19 protein-coding genes are annotated in these 17,572 nt (G+C 63.4%); 6 read left to right on the forward strand and 13 right to left on the reverse strand.

What is annotated here, in order from left to right; all coding sequences use genetic code 11:
• Nucleotides 1-58: 58 nt before the first annotated feature.
• The 7 genes from ABD819_RS04785 to ABD819_RS04815 form a co-directional block, all read right to left on the reverse strand.
• On the reverse strand, nt 59-1,171 hold the full coding sequence (locus ABD819_RS04785) for a glycosyltransferase family 4 protein (RefSeq protein ID WP_345121555.1): 1,113 nt from the start codon (nt 1,169-1,171) through the stop codon (nt 59-61).
• A gap of 10 nt (nt 1,172-1,181) precedes the next feature.
• The gene (locus ABD819_RS04790; protein WP_345121557.1) at nt 1,182-2,834 is read right to left on the reverse strand and encodes a lipopolysaccharide biosynthesis protein; all 1,653 of its coding nucleotides are present in this window, start codon (nt 2,832-2,834) and stop codon (nt 1,182-1,184) included.
• A 19-nt stretch (nt 2,835-2,853) separates the two neighbouring features.
• Nucleotides 2,854-3,099, reverse strand: coding sequence for a hypothetical protein (locus ABD819_RS04795; RefSeq protein ID WP_345121559.1), 246 nt, complete (start codon nt 3,097-3,099; stop codon nt 2,854-2,856).
• Nucleotides 3,100-3,146: 47 nt separating this feature from the next.
• Nucleotides 3,147-5,534 (reverse strand): polysaccharide biosynthesis tyrosine autokinase, encoded by a 2,388-nt coding sequence (locus ABD819_RS04800; protein WP_345121561.1) that lies wholly within the window; start codon nt 5,532-5,534, stop codon nt 3,147-3,149.
• A 56-nt stretch (nt 5,535-5,590) separates the two neighbouring features.
• The gene (locus tag ABD819_RS04805; RefSeq protein WP_345121563.1) at nt 5,591-6,379 is read right to left on the reverse strand and encodes a polysaccharide biosynthesis/export family protein; all 789 of its coding nucleotides are present in this window, start codon (nt 6,377-6,379) and stop codon (nt 5,591-5,593) included.
• A gap of 323 nt (nt 6,380-6,702) precedes the next feature.
• Entirely contained in the window at nt 6,703-7,335 is a 633-nt protein-coding gene (locus ABD819_RS04810) for a DNA-3-methyladenine glycosylase family protein (RefSeq protein ID WP_345121565.1), read from the reverse strand.
• Between the two features lie 141 nt (nt 7,336-7,476).
• Nucleotides 7,477-8,133, reverse strand: a complete 657-nt coding sequence (locus ABD819_RS04815) for a metallophosphoesterase (protein ID WP_345121567.1) — start codon at nt 8,131-8,133, stop codon at nt 7,477-7,479.
• Nucleotides 8,134-8,335: 202 nt separating this feature from the next.
• Between ABD819_RS04815 and nhaA the strand changes: the two genes are divergently transcribed.
• Nucleotides 8,336-9,529 carry a Na+/H+ antiporter NhaA gene (gene nhaA / locus ABD819_RS04820; RefSeq protein WP_345121570.1) on the forward strand — a complete coding sequence of 398 codons (1,194 nt, stop codon included), beginning with the start codon at nt 8,336-8,338 and terminating at the stop codon, nt 9,527-9,529.
• Nucleotides 9,530-9,677: 148 nt separating this feature from the next.
• Here the strand turns inward: nhaA and ABD819_RS04825 are convergent, their stop codons facing one another.
• Nucleotides 9,678-10,739 (reverse strand): threonine aldolase family protein, encoded by a 1,062-nt coding sequence (locus ABD819_RS04825; protein WP_345121572.1) that lies wholly within the window; start codon nt 10,737-10,739, stop codon nt 9,678-9,680.
• Between the two features lie 190 nt (nt 10,740-10,929).
• Between ABD819_RS04825 and ABD819_RS04830 the strand changes: the two genes are divergently transcribed.
• A complete protein-coding gene (locus ABD819_RS04830) occupies nt 10,930-11,235 on the forward strand; it encodes a hypothetical protein (protein ID WP_345121574.1) in 306 nt (101 codons plus the stop codon).
• A 151-nt stretch (nt 11,236-11,386) separates the two neighbouring features.
• Here ABD819_RS04830 and ABD819_RS04835 read toward each other — a convergent pair whose 3' ends face one another.
• On the reverse strand, nt 11,387-11,890 hold the full coding sequence (locus ABD819_RS04835; protein WP_345121576.1) for a metallophosphoesterase family protein: 504 nt from the start codon (nt 11,888-11,890) through the stop codon (nt 11,387-11,389).
• Nucleotides 11,891-12,026: 136 nt separating this feature from the next.
• On the opposite strand from ABD819_RS04835, the gene ABD819_RS04840 reads away from it, so the two are divergent.
• Together ABD819_RS04840 and ABD819_RS04845 are read left to right on the forward strand one after the other, a co-directional pair.
• Nucleotides 12,027-12,731, forward strand: coding sequence for an NUDIX hydrolase (locus tag ABD819_RS04840; protein WP_345121578.1), 705 nt, complete (start codon nt 12,027-12,029; stop codon nt 12,729-12,731).
• A gap of 43 nt (nt 12,732-12,774) precedes the next feature.
• A complete protein-coding gene (locus ABD819_RS04845) occupies nt 12,775-13,236 on the forward strand; it encodes a hypothetical protein (protein ID WP_345121580.1) in 462 nt (153 codons plus the stop codon).
• Between the two features lie 143 nt (nt 13,237-13,379).
• On the opposite strand, the gene coaD is transcribed toward ABD819_RS04845, so the two are convergent.
• The 4 genes from coaD to ABD819_RS04865 all read right to left on the reverse strand — a co-directional run bounded on the left by coaD (nt 13,380) and on the right by ABD819_RS04865 (nt 16,207).
• Complete coding sequence (gene coaD, locus ABD819_RS04850; RefSeq protein WP_345121582.1) at nt 13,380-13,844, reverse strand: pantetheine-phosphate adenylyltransferase; 465 nt, start codon at nt 13,842-13,844, stop codon at nt 13,380-13,382.
• A 104-nt stretch (nt 13,845-13,948) separates the two neighbouring features.
• Nucleotides 13,949-14,818, reverse strand: a complete 870-nt coding sequence (locus tag ABD819_RS04855) for a DUF3822 family protein (RefSeq protein ID WP_345121584.1) — start codon at nt 14,816-14,818, stop codon at nt 13,949-13,951.
• Nucleotides 14,819-14,994: 176 nt separating this feature from the next.
• Nucleotides 14,995-15,501: an NUDIX domain-containing protein gene (locus ABD819_RS04860; protein WP_345121586.1), complete on the reverse strand. Its 507-nt coding sequence runs from the start codon at nt 15,499-15,501 to the stop codon at nt 14,995-14,997.
• 118 nt (nt 15,502-15,619) lie between these two features.
• Entirely contained in the window at nt 15,620-16,207 is a 588-nt protein-coding gene (locus tag ABD819_RS04865; RefSeq protein ID WP_345121588.1) for a DUF4126 domain-containing protein, read from the reverse strand.
• 216 nt (nt 16,208-16,423) lie between these two features.
• On the opposite strand from ABD819_RS04865, the gene ABD819_RS04870 reads away from it, so the two are divergent.
• Together ABD819_RS04870 and ABD819_RS04875 are read left to right on the forward strand one after the other, a co-directional pair.
• Nucleotides 16,424-16,882: a PaaI family thioesterase gene (locus ABD819_RS04870; RefSeq protein WP_345121590.1), complete on the forward strand. Its 459-nt coding sequence runs from the start codon at nt 16,424-16,426 to the stop codon at nt 16,880-16,882.
• A 241-nt stretch (nt 16,883-17,123) separates the two neighbouring features.
• The gene (locus tag ABD819_RS04875; RefSeq protein ID WP_345121592.1) at nt 17,124-17,525 is read left to right on the forward strand and encodes a hypothetical protein; all 402 of its coding nucleotides are present in this window, start codon (nt 17,124-17,126) and stop codon (nt 17,523-17,525) included.
• Nucleotides 17,526-17,572: the final 47 nt, after the last annotated feature.

Consider the following 17,572-nt stretch of genomic DNA (forward strand, 5'->3'; position numbering starts at 1 on the left):
GGTAGCATTAATTACTATTGAGGTAGAGATGCTTCGGCAAGCTCAGCATGACGTACTTTCAATGCGCCACCGCCGCCGCATCCTCGCGGGCCTCTTCGTACACGCGGTGGGTGTCGGCCACGGTGCGGGGCCAGGTAAAGTCGAGGACGCGGCCCTGGCCCCGGCGCGTCAGTATCTGGCGCAGGGCCCGGTCGTGCAGCACCCGGTCGAGCTGCTCGTGCAGGTCCTCGGGGTCGTGGGGGTTGAAGTAGAGCGCGGCGTCGTGTGCGATTTCGGGAAAGCACGAGGCCTTGCTTAGCACCGCCGGGCAATGCTGCCCGAAGGCTTCGAGAATAGGGAAGCCAAACCCCTCGTATTCAGAAGGAAACACGAAGGCCCGGGCCCCGTGGTAGAGGTGGTTGAGCTGGCCATCCGTCAGATAGCCCAGCTGGTGGGTGTGCCCGGCAATGCCCGCTTCGCGCAGCTGGTACTGCTCATCGGGGGTAAAGGCCCCGCCCCCGGCGCAGACCAGGTGCAGGCCGGGCGTGTGCTGGTGCAGCTGCCCGAAAGCCGTGATGAGGCAGCCGAAATTCTTGTAGGTCCGGCGGCTGCCGGTGTAGAGCAGGTAGCTGTCGGGGGTAGGCACGCGGGCCTCGTAGGGGTAGTGGCGGGTGGCGTGTCCGTGGTGCACCACCGTCACGCGCTCGGCGGGCACGGGCAGCAGGCGGAGCACGTCGGCCCGGGTGTTTTCCGACACGGTGATGATGCGGGCGGCCCGCTTGGCCAGCTCCAGCAGCTCGGGGCCCGGCGTGTGGTAATACTGCCCAAACAGCGCCGGAATCATGTCGTGAATCGTGATAACGAAGGGTTTATCGCCGAGCAGCTCCAGAAACCAGGTCTGGTCGTTCACCGTGGGATGAAACACATCGAAGTTCTGCCGCGCGATGGCGCGGCGGGCGGCGCGGCGGTTGGCAAACTGCATCAGCCGCCAGTTGCCCGGCACCGGCACGCCGGGCAGCAGGCCCAGGTGCCGGGTGTGCCGGCGGTCGCGCAGGTAGAGGTTGTTGCTCAGCACCACGGGCAGCTCGCAGGTGAGCTCCGGCCCGGCGTGGTCGATGAGCTCGAAGAAATAGCGCGACACGCCCCCAAAATCCTGGATGGAAAACGTCTCGGGTTCGAAGAGGACTTTCATGGCCGGAGAACTATGCCAGCTCGGTTGCGGCGGGTGAATAATGCGCGGGCTGCGGCGCGGGTGGCGCGGTGCTCATCGTGGGTTGTGGGGTGGTGGGGGCCGGCGGGCCGGTGGGCACTTCGCCCGCCTGCCGGGCCAGGTGCCGGGCCAGGGCGCGCAGCAGGCGCGGCATGAGGCCGGGGCTGCCCGAGACCTCAGGTCCGACGAGCCGGGCCAGCAGGTTCCGCATCACGCCGCGCAGCTGCGCCGGTGGGCGCACCAGCCCCAGGCCAGCCAGCACCAGGGCCCCGGTTAGCATTTCGGCCACCAGCAGGGCCAATGCCGGGGCGTGCAGGGCCAGCAGGCCGTAGCGCACGGCCCCCACGGCCCCGGCCGCGACGGCCCCGGCCAGCACGCCCGGCCCGTAGGCCCGCAGCACGGCCCACGGGCTGGCCCCCAGCTCCCGCCGCATCACGGCCGAGTACAGCCCGGCCCGCAGCAGCTCGCCGCCCACCAGCGCCCAGGCCACGCCCACCAGCCCAAACCGGCTGCCGCCCCACAGCAGCCCGGCCAGCACGGCCAGGCACACCACGTTCAGCAGCAGCTTGTGGCTGAGGGCGGCGGTGGCATCGCACACCACGCCGGCAAACATGGTCACGGCGCTCAGCACGTAAGTCAGGCTGATGACCTGGAGGATGGGCACGGCCGCCAGCCAGTCCGGACCCAGCATCACGCGCACTATTTCCGGGGCGGCCACGGCCGCACCGGCGCACACCGGGGTTATCAGCATGGCTACCAGCGTGATGCTGCTCAGGTACACCTCGCGCAGGCGGCCCCGGTCGGCCTGCACCTGGCTGAAGGAGGGGAAAACCACCTTGGCCACGTTGCTCGACAGCAGGTACACCGGCAAGCCAATCAGCAGCGAGCCCCGGCTGTAGATGCCCAGCGCCGCCGGCCCCAGCAGCCGCCCAATCAGCAGCGTATCGAGCGACATCGTCACGAACTCCACAAAGCTGATGGCCGACATCCGGCTGCCGTAGGCCAGCAGCGGCCGGTAGGCGTCCCAGCTGAAGAGCAGCCGCAGCGTGTGACGCACCGCGCCGTAGCTCAGCACGGTCATGAGCAGGCTCTGGCCCAGCGTGGCCCCCACCAGCGCCCACACCCCGAAGCCCTGCCAGGCCAGCAGCAGCCCCAGCCCCAGGTAGCTGACCAGGAAAGAAATGGTTTCGAAAATGGCCAGCGCCCGGAACCGCATGGCGCGGTGCAGCAGGCTCACGGCCGTGCCATTCAGCCCGCTCAGCAAAATGCCCAGCGCCAGGGCCCGCACCACGGGCACCACCTCGGGCTGGTGCACGATGCGCGCGGCCAGCGGCGCGCCCGCTGCCAGCAGCCCCGCAAACAACACCCCCAGCAGCACCGACGACGTGAAGGCCACCCGCACGTCGCGCTCGGTCAGGTCGGGCTTCTGAATGATGGCCCGCTCCATGCCCATCTTGGCGAAGTACACGCCGAAGCGCAGAATAACGCCCGCCAGCGCCACCAGCCCAAACGCGGCCGGGCTCAGCAGCCGGGCCATCACGGCGGTGTAGCCCACTTGCAGCACGGAGTTGACGATGGTGGCCATCATCGTCCACTTCACGCCGTTCACGGTGGCAACGGTCAGGTTTTCTTGTTCGGAGGCCATGGCGCGGGCGGGGCAAAAGTCAGGTTTCGATGGCGGTGGTGCTGGGGCTTTCGGGCGGGGTAGTAGGAGCGGGGGTCGAAGTCAGGGTCATGGTCAGGCAGTCGGTGATGCTGTGCTTGTTGACGAGGATGGCATCGACCATCGCCGTGCTCCGCGGGTCAACGGGCACGGTGGTGCGCGTCCATTTCAGCTCGCTGACGGTCGCGACAATCAGGACCTCCGGCTCGGGTTCCGGGTCCGGGGCTGGGGCGATGACGGGTTTCATGGCGCGGGGAGGTGAGGTTGCGCCGCCGGCAAGTCGGGCAGTCTGAATCAGTAGCCGTAAGCGTAGGCCTTGCTTTTGTAGCGGTACTCGTAGTTGCGGTCGAAGTGCATGTCGTTGATTATCATGTAGAGCTGCTTGATGCGCTGGGTGCGGTGCAGCTCGTCAATCTGGCTCACCAGGCCGCGCTCGGTGTAGTTGTGGCGCACCACGTAAATGTTGGCGTCGAGGAAGCGCACCAGCACGAAGTATTCAGCCACGAAGCCCACCGGCGGGGTATCGAGCACCACGTAGTCGTACTCGGCCCGCAGCTGGGTCAGCAGCTCGGCCATGCGGGGGCCTTCCAGCAGCTCGGTGGGGTTGGGGGGCACCTGGCCGCAGGTGAGCACGTCGAGGCGGGCGATGCCGCTGGGCCGGCAGGCTTCGTCCAGGGTGCTGGCCCCGGCCAGGTAGCTGGCCAGGCCGTGCGCGGGGCTGGGGTCGAGGTCGAAATAGCTGGCCACGGTAGGCCGGCGCAGGTCGGTTTCCACCAGCATCACGCGGCGGCCGCTCATGGCCAGCTCGGCGGCAATGTTCACGGCGCAGAAGGTTTTGCCCTCGCCCGGAATCGATGAAGTCACGCCCAGTACCTTCTTATCGAGCCCCGCCGCCAGGTACTGCAAATTGACCCGAATGGACCGAAACGACTCCGCAATCGGCCCCTTGGCATCGCGCAGCATCGACACTTTGTCGGTTTTCGAGCCGTGGGCCACCACGCCCAGCAACGGAATGGTGGTTACCTCGGCCAGGTCGTCGCGGCCCTGAATGCGGCGGTTGGCCTTGTCCAGCACCAGCACCACGCCGGTGGGTAGCAGCAGCCCCACCAGCAGGGCCAGCAGCCCCACCAGCAGCGGCTTCGGCGACTCCGGGGCGCTGCTGGTTTGCTGCGCCGGGTCAATTATTTTCTTGTCGGTGGCGTTGGTAGCCAGGGCAATGGCGGCCTCGTTACGCTTGTCAACCAGGAAGTTATAGTTCTTCTCGTTGAAGTCGCTCGTGCTTTTCAGCGACGAGAGCTGCCGCTCGCTCTCGGGCATCTGGCTCATCTGGCCGCGCACCGTGCCCAGCTGGCTGTCCAGGTCGCGCAGGGTAATGTCGTTGGCCTGGCTCATGTTGTCCAGTGTCTGAATCAGCGATTCTTTGGTGTTGCGGATGCGGCCGTCGAGCACCGTCAGCAAGGGGTTGTCGTTGCTGGCCGTGGCCGAGAGCTCGGCGCGCTTCTCGTTGAGGTTGGTGAGCTGCATTATCAGGCTGTTCAGCACCGGGTCTTCGATGCCCGCACTGCTGGGCGAGGCCACCTGGCTGGCGTTGCGGTTGGCGCGCAGGTAGGCCAGCATGTTCTGGTAATACTTGCGGCGCGTGGCCACCTGGGCGCGGTCTATTTCCAGCCCACTCATGCGCTGAATACCTGATGTGGACTGCGCGGCCACGTCCAGCACCCCACGCGTGGCCCGAAACGAAGCCAGCGCCTCAGCCGACTGCCGCCGCATGCCCGAAATCTTATCAATCTCCTGGTTCAGAAAAGCCAGCGTTTTGCGGCCGGTCCGGTCTTTCTCGTTCAAATCGGAGGCGATGTACTGGGCCATCAGCGTGTCCAGAAACTGCACGCCCTTGGCCGGCACCGTGTTTTTGGCGCTCAGCTCGATGATGCGCGACTCGTGGTCGATGGGCCGCACGGCCAAGCTGCCCTGGTACTCACCGGCGGCCCCGTTCAAATCATTCAGTACGAAGTAGTACGCCGTGGGCTCGGCCCCGAAAGCCACGCCCGGCGCGGGCCGCAGCACGGCCGTGAGCAGGCGGGTGCGCAGGGTGTCGCCCCAGGTGCCGGTCTGGTCCAGGGCCACGTCGTTGACGTCGGCCAGCCGCTCGCTGGTGGGCAGGCTGAAGAGGGCCGCTTTTTTGGCCGTGGCCCGCAGCCGGAAGCGCCCCGGCCCGGCCGGTTCCACGTAAATAGGCACGCCGGTGAGCTGCGGCGCCGTCAAATCAACCCAAACTTTGAACGGCACGGCGGCGGCCGGGCGCTCGCGCACTTTCAGGGGGCGCAGCTGGTTGAGCCAGGTGCGGGGCTGGGCGTAGTAGCTCACGGCGTAGGGCAGCTTGGCCACCGCCTGCCGCACAAACTCGCCCGAGGTGAGCACGCCGATTTCGTCCTCCATCTTCACGCCTTTATCCTTCACCTGAAGTAGTTGCAGCAGCTCCTGGGCCTGTTTCGAGCCCGTGCCCTGGTCGCCGAGCAGCATGGTGGCCCGGAAGGCGAACACCGGAGCCTTCGTCTGCCAGTAGAGGTAGGCCCCGCCAGTGGCCAGCGCCAGCGCCAGCACAAACAGCGGCCAGCGGGTGCGCAGCTTAAAGAACAGGGCGTGCAAATCTATTTCGTCGGAGGAGGAGGGCCGGGTTTCCATAAGCAGAAACGGGTAGGGGGTGAGGGCCAGGGCCGGCCGGACGCAATGCCGGGGCGCTAATTGGCCTTAATGAAGCTCAGGAGCAGGATGATGGTGGACAGGCCGCCGAACACCAGCCCCAGGTTGTTGGCGTTGCCCCGGTTGGTGCGGGCCTTCAGCGGCTCCACGTACAGGGCATCGTTGGGCAGCAGGAAGTAGTATTTGGAGCGCAGCAGGTTGGGGTCGGTGAGGTCGAGCAGCACCACTTCCGAGCCCTTGGCCGTTTGCCGAATCAGCTTTACGTTGGTGCGGCTGCCAAACTCGGTGAGGTCGCCGGCCAGGCCCAGGGCTTCCAGTACGGTGGCCTGGGTATTGTACACGAAGTAGCGGCCGGGGGTCCGCACCTCGCCCAAAATGGTGAGCTTGAAGCTGGTGAGCTTCACCACCACGTTGGCTTCGCGCATGAAGCGGGCCACTTCCTTTTGCACCAGTAGCTGGGTTTCCTCCACCGTGAGGCCGGCTACTTTCAGGCGGCCCACCGTGGGCAGGGCTATGCTGCCGGCCGCATCCACGGAGTAGCCCGACACGAACAGGTTGCCGGGGTCGCCGCTCTGAATGTTCTGGCCCGTGGTCATGCTGAACATCTCATTGAGGGCCGGCTGCACGCTCTGCACCAGAATGCTGAGCACATCGCCGGGCTGCAGGCGGTACACCTGGCGCTCGTTATCCACCAGCACCGCGGCCCGGGTCGAGTAGTCCTTGCCTTGCAGATAGGGCAGCTCGCGCTGCGCCACGCAGCTGCCCAGCAGCCCCAGCAGCAGCCCCAGCACCGTCATTCGCAAACTGGTGTAGAATGATGTGCGCATGGAAAGACGGAAATAGGCAGTGCGGGTGAGCAAAGCCAGCCGGGAACCGGCCGGTTCTACTTCCGCCCGTAACCTGGGTGAGGATTATAAAAGCTAATTTAATAGAAAATTAGTTATATATAGTATAAATTAATTATTTTCCCGTAATAATCGATTATTCAGCTCTGCCTGACCGCTGTTTTAACGTTCCAGAGGACGGGTTAACGAAATATTTATTAGCTAAAAAAGGCTGGTTATCAACGAAATAACTCGTCGATTGCCAGCCTTTTGCCAATTAAATGGGCCAATGGCCGCCCGTGGCGCAGCGGGGTGCCCCGCCGACGCTACATCGTGGGCGGAACCTGGGTGCCCTGGTCCAGCGACTGCCAGAGGTACTTGCAGGCCAGGCTGCGGTAGGGCCGCCAGCGCTCGGCGATACTAATCATGCGTTTTTGCAGGGCGCGGCCGGTTTCTTCCAGGCCGTAGAGGCGGCGCATGGCGTTTTGCACGCCCAGGTCGCCTTCGGCAAACACGTCGGGCTGGTCGAGGGCAAACATTTGCAGCATCTGGGCCGTCCAGCGGCCCACGCCTCTGATGGCGGTAAGGTGCTGGGTGAAGGCCTCCTCCGACAAACTGGTGAGGTGCTCATAATCAAGCAGGCCGCGCTCGTTGTATTCGGCAATGGCCTTGAGGTAGCCGGCTTTCTGGCGCGAAAGCCCGGCGGCGCGCAGCTCGTCCTCGCTCCGGGCCAGCACTTCGCGCGGCTCGGGGTAGCCCTCGGGCGGAAACAGCGCCTGAAACCGCTTCCAGATGGCCGCCGCCGCCTTGGTCGAAATCTGCTGGCTTACTATGGCCCGCAGCAGCGCCAGATACAGGTCTTCGTGAGGCCTGGGCTCAATGGCGCGGCCCCGCGCGATGAGGCCGCCCAGGAGCGGGTCGGCGGCGACAAGGTATTGAATGGCAGCCTGTTGGGACATATAGTAGCAAGGCGTTAGAGTGGTTTCGAAGTTCATATGCAGAGCTGCGAGTTAAAAGTTAAAAATCGGACCTAGTGGGTTTTAACTTTTAACTCTCAACTTTTAACTCTCAACTTTTAACTCGCTTAGCGAAGCAGAGGGTCAGCGCAAATCGGTGGCGTGGGTCGGAATCAAAATCATGTCCAGTACCTCGCCCGTGGGGGTGAGGCGCACGCCGGCCAGGTTGCGCCCCAGGTACGCCCCGGTATCGAGGTAAATGGTGTCGGAGTCGGTATCAAGCTGCGGGTCGCCGTCGTCGGTGGGAGTGTGGCCCACCACCTGGCGCTGAGTGGGCAGCTTGCGGAGGGGGCCGCGCCGCCAGAGCAGGCCGTCGGGGTGCGTGGGGTCGAGGGCATGGAGCGAATCGGCCAGGCCAGCGTGGCTTACCAGCACGTGCTCATTCTGCCACAGCAGCGGCCGTTGGGCCAGCCAGGGCAGGTGCTGCGCCAGCTGCCGCGGGCGGGCTTTGTACTGCGCCACGGTGGTGCGGCCGCCCCACTCCAGCCAGTCCAGGTACGGGCCCTCGGGGCCGTAGTGGCGTAGCATACTCTGCTCATGGTTGCCCATCAGAAAAGTGGTGGTATCGGGGTGCTGTTCGCTGAGCTGGCGGGCCAGCGCCACGGTTTCGGGCACGTGCCGGCCCCGGTCTACCAGGTCGCCCACCTGGATGAGGTGCTCGGTGGCGGGCCGCCAGTGCGTAAGCAACTCGCTGAAGGTGTGGATGCACCCGTGTACGTCGCCAATGATGAGTAGATTCATGGGCTTAATAACGTAAAAAGCGCGGCTCTGGGTCGGCGTGGCCGCTACCAAGCGCCGATTCAAATTGGCAAACCACCAGGTTCCGGCAGCACTCCCTCCGCTCAAAGCGTCTCAGCCACCGGCCCCCGCCCCTGATAAGTACCCAGGCTGTATTTTTAAGGAATAGTAATCCGTTTTCGGGTGCGAACTTCCTGCCATGCCCATGCCCATCCGCCGTGCTCTGCCTCCCATTCGTAAGTTGCCAGACAGTAGCAAGCTGGCGGGCTTGCTGCTTATGCTGGCCACTTTGGTGTCGCTGCTGCTCGCCAACAGCCTTTATGGCCCCCGCTACCTCTCGCTGTGGGAGCTGCACGTCGGCTACGGCCTGCTGAATAAATCCGTGGCGCACTGGATAAACGATGGGCTTATGGCCATCTTCTTTTTTCTGGTAGGCCTGGAAATCAAGCGTGAGGTAATCGACGGTGAGCTGGCCCAGCCGCGCCAGGCCCTTTTGCCCGCCCTGGCGGCCGTGGGCGGCGCGGTGGTCCCCGCCCTGTTATACCTCGCCTTCAACCACGGCACGCCCGGGGCCGCGGGCTGGGCCATTCCCACCGCCACCGATATTGCCTTTTCGCTCGGCATTCTGGCGTTGCTGGGCAAGCGCGTGCCAGCCAGTCTGTGCATTTTCCTCACTGCCCTGGCCGTCATCGACGATTTGCTGGCCGTACTCATCATCGCATTTTTCTATTCGGACCGCCTGCACTGGGCGTATCTCGGGGGGGCGGCGGTGGTTTTCGGGGTATTGGTGCTGCTTAATAGGCTTCGAGTGAAGACATTGGTGCCGTATCTGGTGCTGGGTGCTGGCCTGTGGTTTTGCGTGCTGGAATCGGGCATTCACGCCACGGTGGCCGGCGTGCTGCTGACCCTCACCATTCCGCTGTCCCGCATCGAAGTACTGGAACACGCCTTGCAGCGGCCCGTCAACTATGTGCTGCTGCCGCTGTTTGCCCTCTGCAACACCGCCATCGTGCTGAGCGGTGGCTGGGGGCCGGTGCTGGGCTCTCCCGTGGCGCTGGGCATTGGGCTGGGGCTGGTGCTGGGCAAGCCGCTGGGCATTTTGGGCGTGGTGGCGCTGCTGGTGCGCCTGGGGGTAGCCCAGCTGCCCTCGCTCGTCAACTGGCGGCAGATGGTCGGGCTGGGCTTCACGGCGGGCATTGGCTTCACCATGGCCATCTACATCGCCACCCTTGCTTTCCCCAATTCGCAGGTCGTGGACGTGGCCAAGCTGGCCGTGCTGTTGGGCTCGGTCCTAGCCGCCGTGGTAGGGGCTGCAGTGCTCTGGTTCACTAATGATGTGGAAGAACCGGACGAGGACGACACTGAAGCAACCCTCGAAGCCGAGCCCGCCGAGGCCTAAGAAGCTGTTTAAGTTAGCAGGTGGAGTACCCCGAATTTTTAATTCGGCCCGTTTGCCCGATTCGGAACCGCGTTTTTTACCGCCCAGACGGGCCGAATTAAAAATTCGGGGTACTCGGCCAATGGCCTCCAGCTAACTCAAACAGCTTCTAAGCGGCCTGCGCAACCTGCGCCACTTGCTGCAAGGCCGCCTCAATCCGGCCCAGCATGGCGTCATCCACGTCCAGGTGCGTCACGAAGCGAATCCACTGCGGGCCGAAGCTGCTGGCCCGGATGCCCTGGGCCTCCAGCGCGGCCAGAAAATCGGCGGAAGGCTGGCGCTCGTGCAGCCGGAAAATGACGAGGTTGGTTTCCGGGGCCAGCACCTCGGCCACGTAGGGCTGCTGGCGCAGCACCTCGGCCAGGCGGGCGGCGCGGCGATGGTCGTCGGCCAGGCGGTCCACGTTGTTTTCGAGGGCATAGAGGCCAGCGGCGGCCAGGTAGCCGGCCTGCCGCCAGCCGCCGCCCATCACCTTGCGGATGCGCTTGCACTTCTGAATAAACGCCTGCGTGCCCAGCAGCACCGAGCCCACCGGCGCGCCCAGGCCCTTGCTCAGGCACACTGATATTGAGTCGAATACTTGGCTGTAGTCCTCGCTGCGCTGGCCGGATGCCACCAGGGCGTTGAAAATCCGGGCTCCGTCGAGGTGGCGGGCCAGCCCGTGCCGCTTGGCCACTTCGCTGATGGCTGCCATCTCGTCCCAGCTGTAGCAACTGCCGCCGCCACGGTTGTGGGTGTTTTCGAGGCACACGAGGCGGGTGGTGGGGTAGTGCAGGTTCTCGGGCCGGATGGCGGCTTCCACCTGAGCGGCCGTGAGGCGGCCCCGGTCGCCGACCAGCAATGCCACCGAGGCGCTGGAATGGAACGCGATGCCGCCCACTTCCCAGAGGTAGACGTGGGCCGTTTGCTCGCAAATCACCTCACTCAGCGGCTCGGTGTGCGCCTTGATGGCAATCTGGTTGGTCATCGTGCCCGAGGGGCAGAACAGCCCCGCCTCCATGCCGAAGCGGGCGGCGGCGGCTTCTTCGAGGCGGCGCACCGTGGGGTCTTCCTCGTACACATCATCGCCAACGGGCGCTGCGAACATGGCCGCCAGCATGGCGGGAGTAGGGCGCGTCACGGTGTCGGAGCGCAGGTCGATGAGGGGCAAAGCTGGGTCTTGGGTCGGCATAAGGGCGAAGTGGGGCCGTGGATGAGCAATGACTGGGCCGGGGCAAAAGTAGCGCCCGAAACCGCCCGGCGCTTACCCGCCCGAATCCGCAGTAATTCAGCAAAATGCCTTTCGGGCTTGCACTTTCAAGATGAAAGCCTTACTTTTGCCCTCCGTTTCGTAAGCCCTAGACTTTAACCAATCCGGCACCATGTCCGTTACCCGCCTCAAGCGCAAGCACCGCAAGAACATTGCCCGCGCCAACAATAAGAAGAGCATTATCAAGGATTTGCTCCGTACGCCCGTTCTGAAAAACGTGGACATCGAAGAGCTGAAAGCCCGTTTCACCACCACCGGTGATGCGCCGGCTGCCAAGGCTCCCGCCAAGAAAGCTGCTGCTGAAACCGCCGAAGTGGCCGACAATGCCGCCGCTTTCGAAGCCGCTGATTCCGTGACCAAGCCGGTGAACGCCGATGGTCAGCCCGGCGAGCACCCCAAGCCCGAAATCGCGCTGTAAGGATTTTCGCCGGTAGCACCAGCTGCCCGACGAAAGTCGAGCGGCCCACCGCCACCAGCCAAGCCCTGTGCTAAGCCCCGCCGCCTGCCCTGCAGACGGCGGGGCTTGTCGGTTTCAGGATAGGCTAGCGCAAAAGCCAGTGGAATTGCGGCTAGCCGGCGCGCTTGCCCAGCTCCACCACCTGCAGGTCGACCACCTTGCCGGCCTCGATGCCGAAGCGCAGCAGCGTGCGCACCTGGTGGAACCCGTGCCGCCCGGCCGCTCCGGGGTTGAGGTGGAGCAGGCCGCGGCCTTTGTCCGGCATCACGCGCAGAATGTGCGAGTGGCCGGTCACGAACAGGCCCGGCCGGGCGGCATCGAGCAGGGGCCGGGCGGCCGGGGCGTAGTGCCCCGGGTAGCCGCCAATGTGGGTCATGAGCACCCGCAAGCCTTCAACCACAAAGTCCTGGACCAAGGGTTCGGTCCGGCGGACGTCCGTGCCGTCGATATTGCCGTACACGCCCCGAAAGCACGGCGCCAAGGCCTGCAATTCGTCCACCACGTGGGCATCGCCGAAATCGCCGGCGTGCCATATTTCGTCGCAGTCGCGCAAATGGTGCGCAATTCGTTCGTCGAAATAGCCGTGGGTGTCCGAAAGCAAGCCAATACGCGTCATGCCGCAAAGATGCGGCCGTCCGGCAAATCGGCCCGGTCCCGTATCTTGCAGCCGCAGCCTGGGCCTACTTTCACAACTCATTTCTGACTCCGGCGCACCAGCTGCCAGTCATCATCTTCTCAATTCGCATTTCCCGATGAATATTTTCATCAACGACATTCCGCTGGTCATTAAAAAGCTCAGCGAAAAAGTGTACAAGCACAAGTTCGACCTGATTCTCAGCCCCGACGACGATTTCACGTCCAAGGACCTGGTGGGCGATGTGCTGGTGCGCGACGCGGGCCCACTCTTTGTCGACCGCCTGCTGCGCCTGATGGAGGTGAAAAAGCTCAAGAAGCTGAAGTCGCTGACCATGCTGGTCAAGAAGAAGAAATTCATCATGCTGCACTTCAAAGACCAGTTCAAAATTGCCAAAGCCGGCGGCGGGCTGGTGGTGAAGGACGACCAGGTGCTGATGATTTACCGCCTCGGCAAGTGGGACCTGCCCAAGGGCAAGCTCAAGAGCGACGAGGACACGGCCGTGGGTGCGCTGCGCGAAGTGGAGGAGGAAACCAACATCAAGCTGGAACTGGGCGAAAAGCTGCCCAGCACCTGGCACAGCTACGCCTACAAAGGCAACAAAATGCTGAAAAAGACGGACTGGTACCTGATGAAGTCCATCGACGACAGCCTGATGAAGCCCCAGACCGAGGAGTACATCGAGGAAGTGCGCTGGATGTCGCCTCAAGAGGCCCTGGCCAAGCTGGAGGAGTCGTACGCCTCCATCGCCTTGGTGGTGCGCTACTATCTGAGCACCCTGGCCGGCAAACCCGCCAAAGAAGTGCCAACCACCGGAAAATAAGCCTACCTTGTGGCCTATGCGGCCGCTCGTAGCAATGCTTTTTATGGTCTCAGCAGTTCCTTTTGCGGGGGGCTGCTCGGGTTCGCACGAGCCGGTGCGCGACCGGCCCCGGTCCACCGTGGCCCCATCGCGGGGCTTGGTGGGGCTGGATGTCCCCGGCATTATTCACCTGTCAATTGACCAGCTAATCCGGCGGTTGGGCCCCCGCCGTCCTTTGCCCGCCGGTTTCATCGACCCCACCCAGGCACCGTTGCTGCTGCATCAGCAGCAGATAGACTCTTCTGGATTTTTCCAGTACCGGGGCCTGGCGGTGGTGGCCGCCTACAATCAGCGTACCCGGCGCGTGAGTGGCCTGCTGTTATTGGGAGCCGACGAGGGCGAACTAATGCGCCGCGCCAACCTGGAGCTGGGCGCGCCCGGCTACCTGGTGTTGCCGGTCTTTGAAACGCAACGCCCAGCCCAGCTGATGGGACTGCGGGTGCTGGCGGCCCAGCCCCTGCATTAGCAAGGCGTAATGACTGCCATGATGCGGTCAGTTGTAGCGCGGACTTTGTAGTCTGCGAGTGGAACCGTTGAACTCGCGGACTACAAAGTCCGCGCTACATTCCCAGCATCGCTTGGGCGCAGGCGATGCGTAATGTCAGGGGATTAGCTAAGCGGCGGCATTGGGTAGGGTAGAAAAGCCGTCACGTCGCCCCCAAAGCGGTGAATATCCCGAATGATAGTACTGCTGATAGCACCTAACAGGGGGGAGGTGAGCAGAAACACCGTTTCCAACTCGGCATTGATGTGCTGATTACCGTAGGCAATGGGCTTTTCGTACTCAAAATCGAGGCTGTTGCGTAGGCCACGCAGCAGGTAGCGGGCTCCCACTTCGCGCGCAAACTCGGCCGTAAGCCCCTTGAAAGTGCGTACCGAAACCTGGGGCTCATCCCGGAATAGCTCCAGCAGAAGCGCCTGCATCTGCTCTACGGGCACGTAGCGCTGCTTGCTGCTATTGGTGCCGATGGCCACAATCACCTCATCAAACAGGGCGGTGCCGCGCCGCACAATGTCGAGGTGCCCGTTGGTAAAAGGGTCGAAGGAGCCGGGGAAAAGCGCGATGCGGGACACGGAGGTGAGTTGTAAATTAAAGGTTATGAGTTAGAGGCTGAAGTCGGGCACCCGTTCGGCCCAACTCATAATTTTTAATTCATACCTCAGAATTCCTGTCTTCCTCACGCGAAGTGCAGGCTGAACAGGTCGAAATAACGGTACTCGAACACGTCGTTGAGGCGGTAGCTGTACTGGACATCAGCCGGGCGGGGCCCAAACCGGACGTTGCGCACGTAGGTGCGCAGCAGGCTGAATACGGTCGAGTCAGGCGTTAGCTCGCCCCACACGGTCACTTCGTCCAAATCAGGGTCGAGGCCCAGCTCCTGCATCACGAGAATGGTGTAGTACACCACGTCCTCGGCGGTGGTGCAGGCAAATACATTGCAGTATTCCAGGTGCTGGCCCATCACCACAAGGGTGAGCTCCTGCGGGCCGGGGCTGAGGTAGAGGCGGCGCGGCGCGGCGGCCCCGCGCTGATGCATCAGGCCCACCAGAAATGCACTGGTGTGGTGCAGCAGCCGCCCGGCCGCGCCGTGGGTAGCCGCCAGCCAGTCCGCTAATGCGGCATCGGCTGCGAATACGTTGACGAGCTCCTGGCCGGGGTGGGTGGTGTGCCGTACGGTTTCGGTGGGCGTGGGGGTATGGTGCAGGCGCAGGGCCGCCGCTTCATCGCCGGCCCGGAACAGCGGCGCGGGCAGCAGCGTGAAGGCCCGGCCCGTAACCGCCAGCCGCACCGCGTTCCAGCCGCGCTGGCCCAGCACGTCGTGCTGCTCGGCCAGGGCCGGGAGGCCGCCGGGGGGCAGGGTGTACTCTTCGAGGGCGACAAACTTGCGGCGCTCTACATCGGCCATGGCTACGCACAGGCGGCTGGGCGCGGCCAGCAGATACAGGTTGTAGGCCCCGAGGTTGGTGGGGTCAAACGTCTCGTCGCGCAGGCGCAGCAGCGCCGAGGGCGCGGCCGGAGAAACAGCAGATGCAGAAGTGGAAGGCACGAATAGGAGCTAAGCAGGCCTTTTGGCCGGTGCTAAAGATACTGCGTGGCTTCGTGCCGATGGATAGGGGTGCCGGAAAAACAGGCAGTGCCAGCCTGCGTTACCTGCCAGGAAATAGGCAGCTGCTCCGCCCGGTAGCATGCGTTAAAAGGTACTAATGACCAATTCTCTGTCCGCTACTGCGCAAAATGTACCTGCGGCACGAAAATATCATCGGGACTGAGCACGTGGCGCAGCATGGGATGCACCTGGGCCGGGGGCAGATGCTGGAGTTGGCGCGGGCTGAACCAGGCTAGCTCGGTCAGGATTTGCTGGTCGGCGGCGTGCTCGGGGTCGTGGCCCAGTGCGGGCAGGCTGGCATCATCGGCCAGCACTTCGAAGAAAAGCTCCAGCGCTTGCAGTTCATCACGGCAAAACTCGTGCAGGTGTAGGAACCGTCCTACGCGCACCGTTAATCCGGTTTCTTCTTTGAATTCGCGAATCAGGGCTTGTCGAATGCTCTCGCCGAACTGCCACCCGCCACCCGGCGGCGACCAGAACGGCGCACCCTTGGGCAACAGGCCCCGATGCGAGGCCAGCAGCATGGCCCCATCGCGCAGCAAGAGGCCACCTACCCGCACCCGCACCTTACCGGAATACGCCTGGAGCAAGGCGTCGGGAGAATTAATAATCGAATTGAGCATAAAATAAAGACCGGCAGCAAATACAACGCACTGCAAGCCTAACGTCGGCTTTTCAGGATTGTTTTGGCCGGTCCGGAAACCAGCTGTTTTTGTGGCTGCTTGCCCAACCGCCGCGCCCCTAAGCCACCCGCTGGCGGCGAGCCCGCCAGCGCCGCAGCCGGCTTAGGATATAAACCAGCAACAGCACTACCAAGCCCGCCGCCACCAGTGGCAGCAGGAGCGTGAGCGCCACGCCGCCCACGGCCAGCGTGTTTTCGACGGTCGCCAGCACGGGGTTGGCCAGGCCGCCGGTGGTGGCCGTGGATGCGCCGCGCAGCAGCGCCGTGCCGGTTTGCACCAGTCCGGCCGTGCCGCCGCCCACCAATATGCCCAGCGTCCAGCGCAGGGTGGGGTCGAGGTGGGGCAGGGCCGAAGTCATCAGAATGGTGCCGGCTATAAAGGAGGCGGGCGTGGTGATGGTGTCGAGCAAGTGGTCGACAAACGGAATGTAGTAGCCGGCCACCTCCACCACCGTGGCCGTGGCCAGCGTGAGCAATGCCGCCCAGGTGCCCAGCCAGGCAAACCCCGCCGATGGTGCCATGTAGCCCGTGTGGTAGGCCACGCTGGCCGCCAGCAAAGGCACAAACACGCGAAAGCCACTGCTGGCCGCCAGCCCCAGGCCCAGCGCCCCCGCCACCAGATACTGCATTGTCAGGCTGTGTTCCATCGGATACTAAAGGCTAAAGTGGAGCCGAAAGATACGGGCGCGGTAGTCAAGCCAGTACCTTTGACCTGGCACCTCGCAAACACTGCTGAGAGGCTGTCAGGCCCGCTTTACGGTTCTAAGAAGTTCTACGGCCTGGCCCGCAGTACAAACTGGCACAACCCACCCTTGCGAAAGCAAAGTTGCTCATTCTCTTATTCATAAACCTATTCAATTCCTGTGTCATCTGTTAACAAAGAACCACTTGCTGCTGCTGTAGCGGCCAATGCGGAATTAGAAACCCGCATCCGGCGTAAGCTGGTCCGCCAGCATTTCATGCACCTCATCGGGGCCGACCTCACGGCCATTGCCCCGGGCCGGGTGGAGGCCGCGCTGACGTTGGGTCAGCAGCACTTGCAGCAGCGCGGCTTTGCCCACGGCGGCCTCATTGCCACCATGGCCGACCTGGTGGCCGGTTTCGCCGCCGTCACGCTCGTGCCCGACGATTTTGGCGTGGTGACCTCCGATTTGAAAATCTCCTACCTCAACCCCGGCGTGGGCCAGCACATCAAAGCCATTGGCTGGGTGCTGAAGTCGGGCCGGCGGCTGCATTTCTGCGAAGCTGAGGTGTGGTGCGACGACGTGCTGATTGCCAAGGCCAGCGCCACGATGGCGGTAATTGAGCCGGTGGGAGCGTGAGTGGATTCGAGAATCTTCGGCCAGGGTATTTTCGGGTAAGTAGGTCGGGTAAATTACTTTGCAATAAAAAAGAACGTCATGCCTATCTGGCGTCCGCGCAGTCGAAGCATCTCTACCGCTTCAGTAGGGCCGTTCAGCGAAGCGGTAGAGATGCTTCGACGGGCTCAGCATGACGTACTGATAAGTCAAACTAATTCCCACGACCTACTAATTTCAGGGGCTGGACGGCAGCTTCGTAGATATGCACGAGACCCACGGCAAGCTCGAAAGCCGTCAGAACATTCCTATTGCCTTGTTTCGGGCGGCCCGTGGGGAACAGGTGCCACTGCTGCCGGTGTTGCGGGTGCCGGGTAGTAAATGCGCCGACGCCACCCGTGACGAAGTTGAGTGGGAATTCAAAGTGCCCGAAGGCGTCACTGCCAATGCCATCGATAAGGCCCTGCGTGGAGCTAGCCGGCAAGCCGCTCGGGTGCTAATTCGGGTAGCGGAAGAATTCGACCGTCAAATGCTGGAACAGGCCATTTATGACCGGGTGCGGCGGGCCGAAAATATTTTGGAAGTAGCCACTCTGTTGGCGGATGTGCTCCATCATTTCACCCGTGCGGAAATCCTCAACCACACGTTCCGCGGACGGATGGGGTAAAAAAAATGGGGAGATGCAGCGTGCTGCATCTCCCCGGGGGGGGGCAG

The organism is Hymenobacter antarcticus (assembly GCF_039539545.1).
GTDB classification, from domain to species: Bacteria; Bacteroidota; Bacteroidia; order Cytophagales; family Hymenobacteraceae; genus Hymenobacter; species Hymenobacter antarcticus.